Annotated in this window: 12 protein-coding genes and 4 tRNA genes; all 16 read right to left on the bottom strand. The window is 58.5% G+C overall.

Annotation, left to right across the window (positions count from 1 at the left end; genetic code table 11):
• Nucleotide 1 precedes the first annotated feature (1 nt).
• Nucleotides 2-472 (bottom strand): 30S ribosomal protein S7, encoded by a 471-nt coding sequence (gene rpsG / locus OP495_RS09265; protein WP_280564048.1) that lies wholly within the window; start codon nt 470-472, stop codon nt 2-4.
• Between the two features lie 110 nt (nt 473-582).
• On the bottom strand, nt 583-957 hold the full coding sequence (rpsL, locus tag OP495_RS09260) for a 30S ribosomal protein S12 (RefSeq protein WP_040239433.1): 375 nt from the start codon (nt 955-957) through the stop codon (nt 583-585).
• 148 nt (nt 958-1,105) lie between these two features.
• The gene (gene rpoC, locus OP495_RS09255; protein WP_280568718.1) at nt 1,106-5,323 is read right to left on the bottom strand and encodes a DNA-directed RNA polymerase subunit beta'; all 4,218 of its coding nucleotides are present in this window, start codon (nt 5,321-5,323) and stop codon (nt 1,106-1,108) included.
• A gap of 79 nt (nt 5,324-5,402) precedes the next feature.
• On the bottom strand, nt 5,403-9,479 hold the full coding sequence (gene rpoB, locus OP495_RS09250) for a DNA-directed RNA polymerase subunit beta (RefSeq protein WP_280564043.1): 4,077 nt from the start codon (nt 9,477-9,479) through the stop codon (nt 5,403-5,405).
• 227 nt (nt 9,480-9,706) lie between these two features.
• Nucleotides 9,707-10,078 carry a 50S ribosomal protein L7/L12 gene (gene rplL, locus OP495_RS09245; RefSeq protein WP_280564041.1) on the bottom strand — a complete coding sequence of 124 codons (372 nt, stop codon included), beginning with the start codon at nt 10,076-10,078 and terminating at the stop codon, nt 9,707-9,709.
• An 82-nt stretch (nt 10,079-10,160) separates the two neighbouring features.
• Nucleotides 10,161-10,664, bottom strand: a complete 504-nt coding sequence (gene rplJ, locus OP495_RS09240; protein ID WP_280564141.1) for a 50S ribosomal protein L10 — start codon at nt 10,662-10,664, stop codon at nt 10,161-10,163.
• Between the two features lie 262 nt (nt 10,665-10,926).
• A complete protein-coding gene (gene rplA, locus OP495_RS09235) occupies nt 10,927-11,619 on the bottom strand; it encodes a 50S ribosomal protein L1 (protein WP_280564039.1) in 693 nt (230 codons plus the stop codon).
• Nucleotides 11,620-11,621: 2 nt separating this feature from the next.
• The gene (gene rplK, locus OP495_RS09230; RefSeq protein ID WP_280564037.1) at nt 11,622-12,053 is read right to left on the bottom strand and encodes a 50S ribosomal protein L11; all 432 of its coding nucleotides are present in this window, start codon (nt 12,051-12,053) and stop codon (nt 11,622-11,624) included.
• 103 nt (nt 12,054-12,156) lie between these two features.
• The gene (nusG, locus tag OP495_RS09225) at nt 12,157-12,690 is read right to left on the bottom strand and encodes a transcription termination/antitermination protein NusG (RefSeq protein ID WP_280564035.1); all 534 of its coding nucleotides are present in this window, start codon (nt 12,688-12,690) and stop codon (nt 12,157-12,159) included.
• An 8-nt stretch (nt 12,691-12,698) separates the two neighbouring features.
• The gene (secE, locus tag OP495_RS09220) at nt 12,699-13,067 is read right to left on the bottom strand and encodes a preprotein translocase subunit SecE (RefSeq protein WP_280564033.1); all 369 of its coding nucleotides are present in this window, start codon (nt 13,065-13,067) and stop codon (nt 12,699-12,701) included.
• Between the two features lie 71 nt (nt 13,068-13,138).
• A tRNA-Trp gene (locus tag OP495_RS09215) sits at nt 13,139-13,214 on the bottom strand.
• A gap of 123 nt (nt 13,215-13,337) precedes the next feature.
• Nucleotides 13,338-13,412, bottom strand: a tRNA-Thr gene (locus OP495_RS09210).
• Nucleotides 13,413-13,418: 6 nt separating this feature from the next.
• Nucleotides 13,419-13,492: transfer RNA gene (locus tag OP495_RS09205), tRNA-Gly, on the bottom strand.
• Nucleotides 13,493-13,541: 49 nt separating this feature from the next.
• A tRNA-Tyr gene (locus OP495_RS09200) sits at nt 13,542-13,625 on the bottom strand.
• A 99-nt stretch (nt 13,626-13,724) separates the two neighbouring features.
• Nucleotides 13,725-14,564 carry a type III pantothenate kinase gene (locus OP495_RS09195; RefSeq protein ID WP_280564032.1) on the bottom strand — a complete coding sequence of 280 codons (840 nt, stop codon included), beginning with the start codon at nt 14,562-14,564 and terminating at the stop codon, nt 13,725-13,727.
• Nucleotides 14,561-15,541: a biotin--[acetyl-CoA-carboxylase] ligase gene (locus OP495_RS09190; RefSeq protein ID WP_280564031.1), complete on the bottom strand. Its 981-nt coding sequence runs from the start codon at nt 15,539-15,541 to the stop codon at nt 14,561-14,563. The genes OP495_RS09195 and OP495_RS09190 overlap by 4 nt, the downstream gene beginning before the upstream one ends.
• Between the last annotated feature and the right edge of the window lie 368 nt (nt 15,542-15,909).

Here is a 15,909-nt window from a genome sequence, read left to right as displayed (position 1 = left end):
GTTAGAAGCGGTAGTGAGAGAAGGCCTTGTTGGCATCTGCCATGCGATGCACGTCTTCACGCTTCTTCACAGCAGCACCCTTGCCTTCGGCGGCGTCCAGCATTTCGCCAGCGAGGCGCTGCACCATGGTCTTCTCACCACGACTGCGCGCCGCATCCACCAGCCAGCGCATGGCCAGGGCCTGACGGCGAGAAGGACGGACTTCCACGGGCACCTGATAGGTCGCACCGCCAACGCGGCGAGACTTGACCTCAACCATCGGCTGGATTGTTTCCAGCGCCTTGTCGAAGGTTTCCAGCGGCTCATCTTTGTTACGTTCGGCAACCCTGTCCAGCGCACCGTAGACAATGCGCTCAGCTACAGATTTCTTGCCGCTGATCATCAGGTGGTTCATGAACTTGGCCAGACGCTCACTTCCGAATTTCGGATCCGGGAGGATTTCGCGTTTGGCGACAACTCTTCTTCTAGGCATGATAAGCCCTCGTTTCGAAGGGTCTTTCAGGTAAACTCGAGACGACGCATCGCGCGCTCGACCTTACTCTTATCTGACCGATAGTAGTTGATGTCTTGATCGCTCAGCGATCAAGACTTGGGACGCTTGGTACCGTACTTGGAACGGCCCTGACGGCGATTCTGAACACCGGAAGTATCCAGCGCACCGCGAACGGTGTGATAACGCACACCCGGCAAGTCTTTTACACGACCGCCGCGGATCAGGACCACGGAGTGTTCCTGCAGGTTGTGACCTTCACCACCGATATAGGAAGCGACTTCGTAGCCATTCGTCAGGCGCACGCGGCAAACCTTACGAAGCGCCGAGTTCGGCTTCTTCGGAGTGGTAGTGTAGACACGGGTGCAAACCCCGCGCTTTTGCGGGCAAGACTGCAGCGCCGGCACGTCGCTCTTGGCGGCCGGGCGCTTGCGCGGCTTGCGCACGAGCTGATTGATCGTTGCCATATCTGTAGCTGACTCCAATGGTTGCCAAACCTTTCAACATTGGGACAGGACGTACCCACCCCACTGTTAAAGGCAGCGCATTCTAATGTCTGGCGACGAGCCTCGTCAAGTCCGCCACCACGTGGGCGCCGGACTTGACGGCATACGCCTAGAGGTCTTCGTCGTCGGCGTCCAGCGCGGTGAGCTGTGCGCCCAGCTCCTGTTCGACATCGGAGGCCGACGGATTGACCGTGTGCTCATCATCTTCACGCTTGCGACGCCGCTCGGCGTGATGCGCCAAGCCGGTTCCGGCCGGCACCAAGCGACCCACCACAACGTTTTCCTTGAGGCCGCGCAGATAATCGCGCTTGCCGGAGACCGCCGCCTCGGTCAATACGCGGGTGGTTTCCTGGAACGATGCCGCCGAGATGAACGACTCGGTTGCCAAGCTTGCCTTGGTGATACCCAGCAGCAGACGCTCGCATTTGGCCGGGAACTTGCCTTCCTGGGCCAGGCGTGCGTTTTCCTCGAGGACGCGGACATACTCCGCCTGATCGCCGGTAATGAAGGAAGAATCCCCGGCATCGGTGATTTCCACCTTACGCAGCATCTGGCGCACGATCACTTCGATGTGCTTGTCATCGATAACCACACCCTGCAGGCGATAGACGTCTTGGATCTCGACCGTGATGTACTTGGCCAGTTCCGCGGTCCCGAGCAGGCGTAGAATATCGTGAGGATTACTGGGACCCTCGGAGATGACCTCGCCTTTCTCCACCGTCTCGCCTTCGAACACGCCGATCTGACGCCCTTTGGGGATCAGCATCTCGACCGGTTCACCTTCTTCAGGCGTGACCGTCAGGCGACGTTTGCCCTTGGTTTCCTTGCCAAAGCTGATGGTCCCGGTGACCTCGGCCAGAATCGCTGGTTCCTTAGGCTTGCGTGCCTCGAACAAGTCGGCGACACGCGGCAGCCCGCCGGTAATGTCCTTGTTACCGGACGCTTCAACCGGGATACGCGCGATAACCTCACCAACCCCAACCTGATCGCCGTTTTCACCGGCGATGATGGCCTTGCCAGGCAGCATGTACTGCACCGGAGTATTGGAGCCCGGCAGCGTGACATACTCACCATTTTCGTCGAGCAGCATGATCATCGGGCGCTTGTCACGGCCGGAAGTTGGGCGCGCGGCGGTCTCGATCACCTCGATATTCGACAGGCCGGTCATCTCGTCCACGCTACGGTGGATAGTGCTGCCTTCTTCCATATCGCTGAACTGGACCCGGCCCGTGACCTCGGCCACAACCGGGTGAGTATGCGGATCCCACTTGGCGACCGGCGTCCCGCCATCGACCATGTCGCCGTCGCGCACCGACAGCTCGGCACCATACGGCAACTTGTAGTACTCACGTTCGCGACCATGCTCGTCAGCAACGGCCAGGGCACTCGAGCGAGACACAACGATGAGCTTGCCGTCATTGCGCTCAACATGCTTGATGTTATGCAGGCGCACCGTGCCGCCGTGTTTGACCTGAACGCTATCGACGGCCGAGGCACGCGATGCAGCCCCCCCGATGTGGAAAGTACGCATGGTGAGCTGGGTACCCGGCTCACCGATCGACTGCGCTGCGATGACACCGACGGCCTCGCCGGTGTTGACCTGATGGCCACGCGCCAAGTCACGGCCATAGCACGCCGAGCACACACCGTGTGCCGTTTCGCAGGTGATGGCACTGCGCACGATGATCTCGTCGACACCCATGGTATCGAGTTCGGCACACCAGGCTTCGTCAAGCAGGGTACCGCGCGGGATCAACACCTCCTCGGTCTGCGCATCAACAACGTCCTGCGCCACGATGCGACCCAGTACACGCTGTGCCAGCGAGACGATAATGTCACCGCCCTCGATGACCGGATGTACCGTCAACCCTTCATAGGTACCGCAGTCCTCTTCGGTCACTACCAGATCCTGAGACACGTCCACCAGTCGACGCGTCAGGTAACCAGAGTTGGCGGTCTTGAGTGCCGTATCCGCCAACCCTTTACGAGCGCCGTGCGTCGAGATGAAGTACTGCAGTACGTTCAGGCCTTCACGGAAGTTGGCAGTGATCGGCGTCTCGATGATCGAGCCATCCGGCTTCGCCATAAGCCCGCGCATCCCTGCCAACTGGCGGATCTGAGCAGCACTACCGCGAGCCCCGGAGTCGGCCATGATGAAGACGCTATTGAAGGAGTCCTGCTCGACCTGCTCGCCATTACGGTCGGTGACGACCTCCTTGGAGATTCCCGACATCATCGCCTTAGCGACCTTGTCGTTGGCCTTGGCCCAGATATCGATGACCTTGTTGTACTTCTCGCCCGCAGTCACCAGACCAGAGGAGAACTGGTCTTCGATTTCCTTGACCTCTTCCTCGGCGCCGTCGACGATTTCCCTCTTCGAGTCGGGAATGACGAAGTCGTTGACCCCGATCGATGCACCCGACCAAGTCGCCAGACGGAACCCGGTATACATCAACTGGTCGGCGAAGATGACCGTATCCTTGAGCCCCACACGACGATAGACGGCGTTGATCAAGCCGGAAATCGCCTTCTTCTTCATCGGCTGATCGACAAGCTCGTAAGGCATCCCATTGGGAAGGATACGGAACAACAAGGCACGCCCCACCGTCGTATCGCGCAGCGAGGTCTTGGCGGTCAGTTCGCCGCTGTCATCGTCCCGATCGTATTCGGTGAGTCGTACCTTGACACGCGCATGCATCGACACACTCTCGGTCCCGAACGCACGCTCGACTTCGTCGAGATTGGAGAAAACCATGCCTTCGCCCTTGGCATTGACCTTCTCGCGGGTCATGTAATATAGACCCAGCACGACGTCCTGGGACGGTACGATGATGGGCTCGCCGTTAGCTGGCGACAGCACATTGTTAGTGGCCATCATCAGCGTCCGCGCCTCGAGCTGTGCTTCCAGCGTCAACGGAACGTGTACGGCCATCTGATCGCCGTCGAAGTCGGCGTTATACGCCGCGCACACCAACGGATGCAGTTGGATCGCCTTGCCTTCGATCAACAACGGTTCGAAGGCCTGGATACCCAAGCGGTGCAGCGTCGGGGCACGGTTGAGCATGACCGGATGCTCGCGGATGACATCGGCGAGGATGTCCCACACTTCCGGTAGCTCGCGCTCGACCATCTTCTTGGCGGCCTTGATGGTCGACGCTTGGCCGTTCGCTTGTAGCCTGGAGTAGATGAACGGTTTGAATAGCTCAAGCGCCATCTTCTTGGGCAAACCGCACTGGTGCAGGCGCAGGGTCGGACCGACGGTGATGACGGAACGGCCGGAGTAATCGACACGCTTGCCCAGCAGGTTCTGGCGAAAACGCCCCTGCTTGCCCTTGATCATGTCGGCCAGCGACTTCAACGGACGCTTATTGGAACCAGTGATGGCACGGCCGCGACGACCGTTGTCGAGCAGCGCATCGACAGATTCCTGCAGCATCCGCTTCTCGTTGCGTACGATGATATCCGGCGCATTGAGATCGAGCAGGCGTTTCAGGCGGTTGTTGCGGTTGATCACGCGGCGATACAGATCGTTGAGATCCGAGGTCGCGAAACGACCGCCGTCCAGCGGCACCAACGGACGCAGATCCGGCGGAAGTACCGGTAGCACTTCCATGATCATCCACGCCGGGTCGTTGCCGGACTTGTAGAAGGCTTCCAGCAGTTTCAAGCGCTTGGAAAGCTTCTTGATCTTGGTTTCGGAGTTGGTCTGCGGAACTTCTTCGCGCAGGCGCTCGATCTCTTCTTCGAGATCGACATCATTGAGCAACGCCTGTACGGCTTCGGCACCCATGCGGGCATCGAAGTCGTCGCCGAATTCTTCCAACGCTTCGAAGTACTGCTCATCGCTAAGCAGCTGGCCGCGCTCAAGCGTGGTCATGCCTGGATCGATGACCATGAAGCTCTCGAAATAGAGCACACGCTCGATATCGCGCAGGGTCATGTCCAGGAACAAGCCGATGCGTGACGGCAGCGACTTGAGGAACCAAATATGCGCCACCGGCGCAGCCAGTTCGATATGACCCATACGCTCGCGGCGCACAGCGGCCTTAGTGACCTCGACGCCGCACTTTTCGCAAATGATGCCACGATGCTTCATGCGCTTGTACTTACCGCACAAGCACTCGTAATCCTTGACCGGACCGAAGATCTTGGCGCAGAACAGGCCATCACGCTCAGGCTTGAACGTACGGTAGTTGATGGTCTCAGGCTTTTTGACCTCGCCATAGGACCAAGAGCGGATCAAGTCCGGCGACGCGAGCGTAATCTTGATCGCATCGAATTCTTCGGACTGTGCCTGCGATTTGAGGACTTTCACCAAATCTTTCATGGGGTCGGCTCCGTAGCGGAGTTGTCATGAGCGGGGCCTCTAGAGGCCCCGCGGACCGTCATTCGTCAGCGTGAAACGCTCAGCCTTCCAGCTCGATATCAATACCCAGCGAGCGGATTTCCTTCACCAATACGTTGAAGGATTCCGGCATGCCTGCCTGCATCGAGTGGTCGCCGTCGACGATGTTCTTGTACATCTTGGTACGGCCTTCCACGTCGTCGGACTTGACGGTCAGCATTTCCTGCAAGGTATAGGCCGCGCCATAGGCTTCCAGCGCCCAGACCTCCATCTCACCGAAGCGTTGTCCGCCGAACTGCGCCTTACCGCCCAGCGGTTGCTGGGTCACCAGCGAGTACGAGCCGGTGGAACGGGCGTGCATCTTGTCGTCGACCAGGTGGTTGAGCTTGAGCATGTACATATAGCCCACCGTCACGGAACGATCGAAGGTTTCCCCCGTACGCCCGTCATAGAGCGTCATCTGACCGGAATCCGGCAGGTTGGCCAGGCTCAGGAGATGCTTGATCTCGTGCTCCTTGGCACCATCGAAGACCGGCGTCGACACCGGCACGCCATTGCGCAGATTCTTCGCCAGGGTGATGATCTCGTCATCGCTGAGCGAGTCGATATCCTCCTGGCGCGTCTCGGCGGTGTTGTACACTTGCCCCAGGAAGTCGCGAATCTCCGCCATCTGCTGCTGGCGGGCACCGCGCAACATCTCGTTGATCCTCACCCCGAGTCCCCAGGCCGCCATGCCCAGGTGTGTCTCAAGAACCTGACCGACGTTCATGCGCGAGGGCACACCCAACGGATTGAGCACTAGGTCGACCGGCTCGCCATTGTCATCGAATGGCATGTCCTCGACAGGCATGATCGATGAAATGACACCCTTGTTACCGTGACGGCCGGCCATCTTATCGCCGGACTGGATGCGACGCTTCACGGCGAGATAGACCTTGACGATCTTGAGCACGCCCGGCGCCAAGTCGTCGCCCTGAGTCAGCTTGCGCTTCTTGTCCTCGAAACGTTCGTCCATCTCCTTGCGACGTGTTTCCAGCTGCTCATCGGCCTGAGCCAAGAGCTCGTTGAGCGCCTCGTCCTGCATGCGCAGCTTGAACCACTGGCTGCGTGGTAGCTCGTCGAGGTAAGCTTCATCGAGAACGTCACCTTTCTTGAGCTTAGGACCGCCATTGACCGGCTGACCGAGCAAGGTGCGCTTGAGGCGCTCGAAGGTGGCTTCTTCGGCGATGCGGTACGTTTCCTGAAGATCTTTGCGTACTTCATCAAGCTGGCTTTGCTCGATAGAGAGCGCGCGCGAATCCTTGTCGACGCCATCGCGAGTGAAGACCTGCACATCGATGATCGTGCCCTTCATACCCGTCGGCGCGCGCAGCGAGGTGTCCTTCACGTCGGACGCCTTCTCACCGAAGATCGCACGTAGCAGTTTTTCTTCCGGCGTCAGCTGGGTTTCGCCCTTGGGCGTGACCTTGCCGACCAGGATATCGCCAGGGCCGACCTCGGCACCGATATAGACGATACCTGCATCGTCGAGCTTTCCAAGTGCCGCTTCACCGACGTTGGGAATGTCCGAGGAAATCTCCTCGGCACCCAGCTTGGTATCGCGAGACACGCAGGTCAGCTCCTGGATATGGATGCTGGTGAAGCGGTCTTCCTCGACTACACGCTCCGAGATGAGGATGGAGTCCTCGAAGTTGTAACCGTTCCACGGCATGAACGCCATGCGCATGTTCTGACCCAGCGCCAGATCCCCCATGTCGACGGAAGGCCCGTCGGCCAGGATATCACCGTTTGCCACGGTATCGCCCGGGCGTACGATCGGGCGCTGGTTCATGCAGGTATTCTGGTTGGAACGCAAGTACTTGGTCAGGTTATAGATATCGACGCCAGCTTCACCGCCAATGATCTCATCTTCATTGATGCGTACCACGATGCGTTTGGCATCGACCGAGTCGATCACCCCGCCGCGGCGCGCGATCGCACAGACACCGGAGTCACGAGCAACGAAACGCTCCATGCCCGTGCCAACCAACGGCTTCTCGGCACGTAGGGTCGGGACAGCCTGACGCTGCATGTTCGAGCCCATCAAGGCACGGTTGGCGTCATCGTGTTCGAGGAACGGAATCAACGCTGCGGCCACGGACACCACCTGACGCGGCGACACGTCCATCAACGTGACCTTGTCCGGCGCCATGAAGGTGGTCTCGCCCCTGTGACGTACCTGCACCAGATCGTCGACCAGCTTGCCGTTCTCGTCCACCGTCGCCGAGGCCTGGGCGATGATGAAGTCACCTTCCTCAATGGCCGACAAGTGCACGACGTCATCGGTGATCTGACGATCATCTACCCTGCGATACGGCGTTTCCAGGAAGCCGTAGCTATTGGTGTGACTGTAGGTCGCCAGCGAGTTGATCAAGCCGATGTTAGGGCCTTCCGGCGTCTCGATCGGGCAAAGACGGCCGTAGTGCGTGGCATGCACGTCACGCACTTCGAAGCCGGCACGCTCACGGGTCAGACCACCCGGCCCAAGCGCGGACACACGACGCTTGTGCGTGACCTCGGAGAGCGGATTATTCTGGTCCATGAACTGGGACAGCTGCGAGGAGCCGAAGAACTCCTTCACTGCGGCCGCCACCGGCTTGGCATTGATCAGATCCTGCGGCATCAAGCCTTCGCTCTCGGCCATGGAGAGACGTTCCTTGACCGCGCGCTCGACACGCACCAGACCGACGCGGAACTGGTTTTCCGCCATCTCGCCAACGCAACGAATACGGCGGTTGCCCAGGTGGTCGATATCATCGACGTCACCAAAACCGTTACGGATATTGATCAGCTCGCGGAGAACATCAAGGATGTCCTGGTTATCGAGAATCCCGGAACCTGTATCCCCTTCGTGACGCAGACGGCGGTTGAACTTCATGCGACCGACGCCCGAAAGGTCGTAGCGATCCTCGGTGAAGAACAAGTTATGGAACAGCGTCTCGGCCGCTTCCTTGGTCGGCGGCTCTCCGGGGCGCATCATGCGATAGATCTCCACCAGCGCCTCGAGTGGAGAGCGCGTGGTGTCAATCTTCAACGTATCGGAGACGAACGAGCCCGCGTCGAGATCGTTGGTGTACAACGTCTCGAGCGTGGTGATGCCCGCCTGGCCGAGCGTTTCAAGCAGCTCGGGGGTGATTTCCGTATTGCATTCGCATACCAGCTCACCGGTATTCGGATCGACCTGATCCTTGGCCAGCGTCTTGCCGAACAGGTACTCCATCGGCACATCGAGGCGCTCGAGGCCGGCTTTTTCCATCTGGCGAATATGTTTCTGGGTAATGCGACGACCTTCCTCGACGATGACGTTGCCCTCGCCATCTTGGATATCGAAGGTCGCCGTCTCGCCACGCAGCCGTGACGGCACCAGCTCGACGCTGAACCCTTTCTTCTCGACATGGAAGGTGCTGGTGTCGAAGAACGTCTCGAGGATCTCCTCGGCACTCATGCCCAGCGCGCGCAGCAACACCGTAGCCGGCAGCTTGCGGCGACGATCGATGCGGACGTAGACGTTGTCCTTGGGATCGAACTCGAAATCCAGCCATGAACCGCGATACGGGATAATTCGCGCGGAGTACAGCAGCTTGCCGGACGTGTGACTCTTGCCCTTGTCATGGTCGAAGAACACACCCGGCGAGCGATGGAGCTGGGAGACGATGACACGTTCGGTACCGTTGACAACGAAGGTACCGTTTTCGGTCATCAAGGGGATTTCCCCCATGTAGACTTCCTGCTCTTTAATGTCCTTGATCGCCTTGTTGGACGAGTCCTTATCGTAGATGATCAAGCGCACCTTGACCCGCAGCGGCGCCGAATAAGTCACACCACGCAGTTGGCATTCCTTGACGTCGAACGCCGACGTGCCAAAGCGGTAGCTGACATACTCGAGAGCGGCATTGCCGGAAAAGCTCTCGATAGGGAACACGGACTTGAAAGCAGCATGCAAGCCGACGTCAAGGCGTTCTTCGATAGCCCGGTCCTGCTGGAGGAAGTCGTAGTAGGAATCAAGCTGAATGGCCAGCAGGTAAGGCACATCCATCACTTGTGGCAGTTTGCCGAAATCCTTGCGGATGCGTTTTTTCTCAGTGTATGAGTAAGCCATCTGTATTCCCCAGCTTGTTCACCTTGGGTGACCGGTGCGTGGTCGGCGCCGCCTGAAGGGACTTCCCATCAGGCGCTGACGGCAAGCCCTTACGAGAGCTCGCCGTCGGAATTCGTCTAGTCAGACACGTGACATTCTGGCTAGCAGCAACAGAAAAAGGCCGGCAGCGGGAAAACCCGCCGCCAGCCATGAAGCTTACGCAGCGCGTAAAGCCATGGTCACCGGAGTTACTTGAGTTCCACGGATGCGCCAGCTTCTTCCAACTTGGTCTTGGCTTCGTCGCCATCTTCCTTGGACATGCCTTCCTTGAGGGTTGCCGGGACGCCGTCGACGGCTGCCTTGGCTTCTTTGAGACCCAGGCCAGTGATCTCACGGACCACTTTGATGACGTTGACCTTCTTATCACCAGCTTCAGCCAGCACCAGGTCAAACTCGGTCTGTTCTTCAGCTTCTTCGCCTTCGCCACCACTTGGGCCAGCCACGACAGCAGCGGCCGCAGAAACACCGAACTTCTCTTCCATCGCAGAAACCAACTCAGCCACTTCCATGACGGACATTTCGGCGACAGCGTTGATGATATCTTCTTGAGTCAGTGCCATTGTCAAATTCCTAACTTTGCGGGAGCCTCATGTCATGAGCGCTCATTGATACAGGGTTCGTGCCAGTCGGTTCAACCTGCCCTTAGGCGGCTTCTTCCTGCTTCTGGTCACGCAACGCAGCGAGTGTACGAGCCAACTTACCAGCCGATGCTTCCTTCATGACGGACATCAGCTTGGCGATGGCTTCATCATGTGTCGGCAGCGTCGCCAGGCGATCAAGGCCGGAAGCCGGGATGAACTCACCTTCGTATGCCAGCGCCTTAATCTCGAAATCTTTCTCATTCTTGGCGAACTCCTTGAACAAACGAGCGGCAGCGCCCGGATGCTCATAGGAAAAGGCCAACATGGTCGGACCCGAGAACGTCTCGTTGAGGCACTCCCAAGGAGTACCTTCAAGGGCGCGGCGTGCCAATGTGTTGCGCACAACACGAACTTGCACGCCATTCTCGCGAGCCTGCTTGCGCAGTTCAGTCATGGCGCTTTCCGCCACACCGCGAGAATCGGCAACGACGACGGAGAGCGCATCTTGTGCGGCTTCACTGACCTCGGCAACGATCGCTTTCTTGCCTTCGAGTGCTAATGGCACAGTGATCACTCCTTCGTACCGGACGCCTTTCAGGGCGTTCCAGTGGTTACCATCTCCCCCATCTTCGCTTGTCACGAGAGGGGGCCGGGGTGATGGTGCTCACCAGAAGACTGGCGGCCACACCATCTGCGCAGGCGGCTTTTGAGGTCCATTAAGCCATGCTCGTTCGACGAAGCTTGGCACCTGCGGTCTTTGACGGTGCCCCGCCGCCACGCCTAGACGCTGTGCACGGGGACCGCAAAGTTACTGCCTTTCCCGCGACTCACACGAAGGGCGTGTGATCCACGGTCAACCCTGGCCCCATGGTAGTGGACAGGGTAATTTTCTTGAAGTAGATGCCCTTGGACGTACTCGGCTTGAGACGCTTCAGGTCACCGATCAATGCATCGAGGTTGCCCTTGATAGCATTGGCGTCGAAATCCACCTTACCGATAGCGGCATGAATGATGCCGTTCTTGTCGGTACGAAAGCGAACCTGGCCTGCCTTCGCGTTCTTCACGGCAGTGGCGACGTCCGGCGTTACGGTGCCGACCTTGGGGTTGGGCATCAGGCCACGCGGACCGAGGATCTGGCCCAGCTGTCCAACGACACGCATGGCGTCCGGTGCAGCCACCACTACATCGAAATCCATATTGCCTTTTTTGACATCTGCCGCCAGCTCGTCCATCCCTACGACATCGGCACCTGCCTCTGTCGCGGCATCGGCAGCAGCGCCTTGCGCAAAGACAGCGACACGGGCGGTCTTGCCCGTACCGTTCGGCATGACAGTAGCGCCACGCACGACCTGGTCGGATTTACGCGGGTCAACGCCGAGGTTGATTGATACTTCGACGGATTCTTTGAACTTGACCGCGGATACTTCAGACAATAGGGCGACAGCTTCTTCCAGGTTATACACCTTGGAATTGTCGACCTTTTCGCTGAGCATCTGCGCGCGCTTGGTAAGCTTGGCCATGATCAGAGACCCTCCACGTTGAGGCCCATGCTACGGGCACTGCCTGCAATGGTGCGGACAGCCGCATCAAGGTCGGAAGCCGTCAAATCGGGCTCCTTGGTCTGGGCAATCTCTTCCAGCTGCTCACGTGTCACGGCACCGACCTTGGTCTTGTTCGGCACACCAGAGCCAGTCTTGATTCCTGCCGCTTTTTTCAACAGCACTGCTGCGGGCGGCGTCTTGGTGATGAACGTGAAGCTACGATCAGAATAGACCGTGATTACGACCGGCGTTGGGAGGCCCGGCTCAATGTCCTGAGTTTCGGCATTGAACGTCTTGCAGAACTCCATGATATTGACGCCGTGCTGACCCAGCGCAGGGCCCACGGGGGGACTCGGATTGGCCTTACCTGCTGCGACCTGCAGCTTGACATAGGCCTGTACTTTTTTCGCCATATTGGACTCCAGTTGGGTGGTAACGCCTTGCGGCTCCCCGTTTCAAAGAGGCCCTAGGACCTCTACGACATACACCGGCTTCTACCGAGCCGGCGTCTTGAATTCATTCTTTTTCGACCTGAGCAAACTCGAGCTCGACAGGCGTCGAGCGCCCGAAGATCAGCACGCTGACATGCAAGCGGCTCTTCTCGTAGTTGACTTCTTCCACCACACCGTTGAAATCGGCAAAAGGCCCATCTACGACACGCACGGTTTCGCCTGGATCAAAGAGCGTCTTGGGACGCGGCTTGTCCGTACCGTCCTGCACACGACGCAAGATGCCATCGGCTTCTTTTTGCGTAATCGGTGCCGGCTTTTCCGGCGTACCGCCAATGAACCCCATGACACGCGGCGTCTCATTCACCAAGTGCCAAGTGGCGTCGGTCATTTCCATCTCGACAAGCACGTAGCCGGGATAGAACTTTCGCTCGCTCTTGCGACGCTTGCCGTCACGCATCTCGACGACTTCTTCGGTCGGCACCAGAATTTCTCCAAACTGGTCTTCCATGCCATACATCTTGATGCGCTCATGAAGAGAACGCATCACATGCTTTTCGAAACCCGAGTAGGCGTGGATGACGTACCAACGCTTGGACATGAAAACTCCTAACCTATGATGCCGGACATGGCCCAGCCGAGAAGCGTATCGATCAGCCATAGCAGAATGCCGACCAACACTACGGCCACTAAGACGATCGCGGTGGTCTGAATCGTCTCGGGGCGCGTCGGCCACACTACGCGCTGAATTTCTTTACGCGACCCGCGCGCCAACTCGGTCAGCGCACGCCCTTTGGTCGTGGTCAATGCCACCGCCGCAGCGGCTACACCAAGCACCACGACACCGAGCACGCGATACAGCAGCGCTTGATCGGCAAAATAAGCATTGCCTGCCACCGCTAGAACGACAAGAACGACGGCAACCGCCCATCTAGCGACATCGAAACGCGACTCTTGCACCTCGGCGCTTTGTTTCATGGAAAAGGATCTCCTAAGGCGCGGCAAGCGTAACAAGAAAGAATAAAGGAAGAACCAGCACTGAGGAAGGCTGGCAGGCCAGGAGGGACTCGAACCCCCAACCTGCGGTTTTGGAGACCGCTGCTCTGCCAATTGAGCTACTGGCCTATACTCTGCAACCTGGCGCTTTGCTGGTAGGCTTTTCTACAGCGCGCGCCATGATAGCTAACTACAACCAGGAAGGCAACCCAGCTGCATTCCTCAAGACGAGAAGCCAGCCTCGCCCAATAATGGAGCTCATGGACGGATTTGAACCGTCGACCTCACCCTTACCAAGGGTGTGCTCTACCCCTGAGCTACATGAGCTTAACTTGGAGCGGACAGCGGGGATCGAACCCGCATCATCAGCTTGGAAGGCTGAGGTTCTACCATTGAACTATGCCCGCCTGCCCACTCTTCGCTTGCGCCCTAAGGCTGGCGGTCAAGCATCTAATCTGGTGGAGGGGGAAGGATTCGAACCTTCGAAGCTTGCGCGGCAGATTTACAGTCTGCTCCCTTTGGCCACTCGGGAACCCCTCCAACGCGGCGATAAATTCTACGGGTTTTGAGAACTGTGTCAAGCACTTAATTTACAATGCTTTTCCATAACCCTGTCGAATCGAAGCGCGCAGCAGTATGTCAAAGCAGCATTGAGAATGCAAGCCCAGCCCTAACTTTTTCCAGAGGAGGAACAGGGGGTGGCAACGGCGCCCCGGCCAACCGACCAGCGCGCTCCGCCGCCGTCAGTGGGTAGCATGTTTCAAGCCCTGCATAGACCATGTCCGGCCATACTGCATGCGGGATACGCAGTCCACGTGACACTACCCGGGCATCTCCCCCAGTCAAGAGCAGAGGTAATGCAACGCCTTCCCGGTCACATACTTCGCTATAAATACGATTAACAGCGCTGACTGCCGACATGTAAATCCCGTGATTGACCGCCTCAACCGTGTTGCGCCCTGGTGCCAATAGCTCATCTGCTTCACTGTCAGGGTCAATGGCCACATTACGCGTCCCCAGCTTGAGGCTTTCTTTCATCAAGCGCAGGCCGGGGATGATATACCCCCCCAGATGGCGACCACCGGGCAACACAAAATCCATGGTGATCGCGCTGCCGCAATCGACACTGCAACAGCCCCCAGTCAGCTGATAGCCGGCCAGCGCCCCCATCCAACGGTCGACGCCAAGACGTTCGGGCTCATCATAACCGCAGCTGACACCAAGTGCTTCGGGAGTCGAGCGCGCCACGTGCACCACACCGACCTGGCGCCGAAGTAATGTCACGGTATCGCGCAGTACGGATTCTCGCGCAACGCTCGAGATACGCACAGCCTCTACCACATCGAGATCTGGTATGTCGGCACCAGGCCGCCACTCTTCCCGCGTCCAGACAGCCCCGCGAGAGCGAATTTCACTGCTCGCAACATCTTTCAGGCGCCATTTCGACAAGGTATTGCCGATATCGAGATCCAAAATCATGAGCGCGCGCGCAAGCTGATTTCACCACCGGCCAATAGCCGGGCTTCCCCATTCACATTGACTCGCAAATTCCCGGTGGCATCCACATCCCCGGCAACAGCCGTATAGGTGCGCCCACCCTGAGCGACATCCACCTCGCGCCCTGCATAGGCATTGCGACGATTCCAGGCATCACGCCACGGCTCGAAGCCATGTTGCTCGAAAAGAGGCAACATTCCCAGCAAAGCCTCTACCAGCGACGCGGACAGCGCATTGCGCGAAACGTCGGGCCTGACGTCATGCAGGGCCGCAACGGGCTGTTCCACGCGGTTTCGTGCCGATTCAAGCAAAGCCACATTCAGCCCAATGCCGATGACCACCTCACAGGGGCCGGCAACATCGCCACTCACTTCCAGCAGGATGCCTGCCAACTTCGCAGTGCCCACATCCCGGCGCATCAAAAGGTCATTTGGCCATTTCAGCGCCACAGGCACGGATAGGCCCTCGAGCACTTCGGCTAGCACTACGCCCACGGCCAGGCTCAAGCCTTCCAGCGCGGATGCGCCTTCATCGAAACGCCAGCCCAGCGAGAACAGCAAACCACCCCCCCAGGGACAAATCCAATGACGACCGCGTCGTCCACGCCCTTCACTCTGGCTCTCTGCCAAGCACACCTCGGCATGCCCCGCGTGCTGCTGAAAGCGTTCGCGCAGAAAGGTGTTGGTTGAAGGCAGCGCATCTTCGACGAAAAGGCGGGTCAAATGATGACGCGGCTCTGCAGGCAGGCGCTCTATGATAGCCGGCCCGGACAACAGGTCGAGCGGCTCGGACAAACGATATCCCTGCCCTTTCACCGCCTCCAACTGCAATCCCATTTTCTCCAGCTTCTTGAGTTGCTTCCAGACCGCTGTGCGTGAAACGCCCAGTTGCTCGCCCAATTGTTCGCCGGAGTGATACTCACCGTCGCTCAGCAAACGGATCAGATCACCAATCGTCATTCTGATCATCCCCGTCGGGAAAAAACGCCATTCTATCGAAATGCGCTCCGCCAGGGGAGCATAGCCGACTAAAGCGCAATAAATTACGCTGTCAGGCGACAAGCTTAGCCGCAGAGTGCGCCCACAGCTTTTCTAACCTGCAGCATTTTTCCGGCCCCAAACGACGACACCCCCGACCAACTGGCCGGGGGTGTCGAACTAAATGCCTGATAATGACCGGGGCGGCCTTCCGCCGGGCGGCGCTACGCGGCTCTCCAGGGGAAGGCCCTCAATGAATGAACCCCGACCAATGGCCGGGGTTCGAAATAAATGCCTGACGATGACCTACTCTCGCATGGGGAAGCCCCACACTACCATCGGCGCTAAGC

Source organism: Chromohalobacter sp. 296-RDG (genome assembly GCF_029889885.1).
Lineage (GTDB): Bacteria > Pseudomonadota > Gammaproteobacteria > Pseudomonadales > Halomonadaceae > Chromohalobacter.
This window is presented reverse-complemented; position numbering and strand designations above follow the sequence as displayed.

Bases quoted from the DNA above. Each gene is read 5' to 3' on its own strand.
- rplA (WP_280564039.1), bottom strand. From the start codon at position 11,619: ATGGCCAAGCTTACCAAGCGCGCGCAGATGCTCAGCGAAAAGGTCGAC.
- secE (WP_280564033.1), bottom strand. From the start codon at position 13,067: ATGAAACAAAGCGCCGAGGTGCAAGAGTCGCGTTTCGATGTCGCTAGA.
- rplL (WP_280564041.1), bottom strand. From the start codon at position 10,078: ATGGCACTGACTCAAGAAGATATCATCAACGCTGTCGCCGAAATGTCC.
- rplK (WP_280564037.1), bottom strand. From the start codon at position 12,053: ATGGCGAAAAAAGTACAGGCCTATGTCAAGCTGCAGGTCGCAGCAGGT.
- OP495_RS09195 (WP_280564032.1), bottom strand. From the start codon at position 14,564: ATGATTTTGGATCTCGATATCGGCAATACCTTGTCGAAATGGCGCCTG.
- rpsG (WP_280564048.1), bottom strand. From the start codon at position 472: ATGCCTAGAAGAAGAGTTGTCGCCAAACGCGAAATCCTCCCGGATCCG.
- rpoB (WP_280564043.1), bottom strand. From the start codon at position 9,479: ATGGCTTACTCATACACTGAGAAAAAACGCATCCGCAAGGATTTCGGC.
- rpsL (WP_040239433.1), bottom strand. From the start codon at position 957: ATGGCAACGATCAATCAGCTCGTGCGCAAGCCGCGCAAGCGCCCGGCC.
- rpoC (WP_280568718.1), bottom strand. From the start codon at position 5,323: ATGAAAGATTTGGTGAAAGTCCTCAAATCGCAGGCACAGTCCGAAGAA.
- OP495_RS09190 (WP_280564031.1), bottom strand. From the start codon at position 15,541: ATGACGATTGGTGATCTGATCCGTTTGCTGAGCGACGGTGAGTATCAC.
- nusG (WP_280564035.1), bottom strand. From the start codon at position 12,690: ATGTCCAAGCGTTGGTACGTCATCCACGCCTACTCGGGTTTCGAAAAG.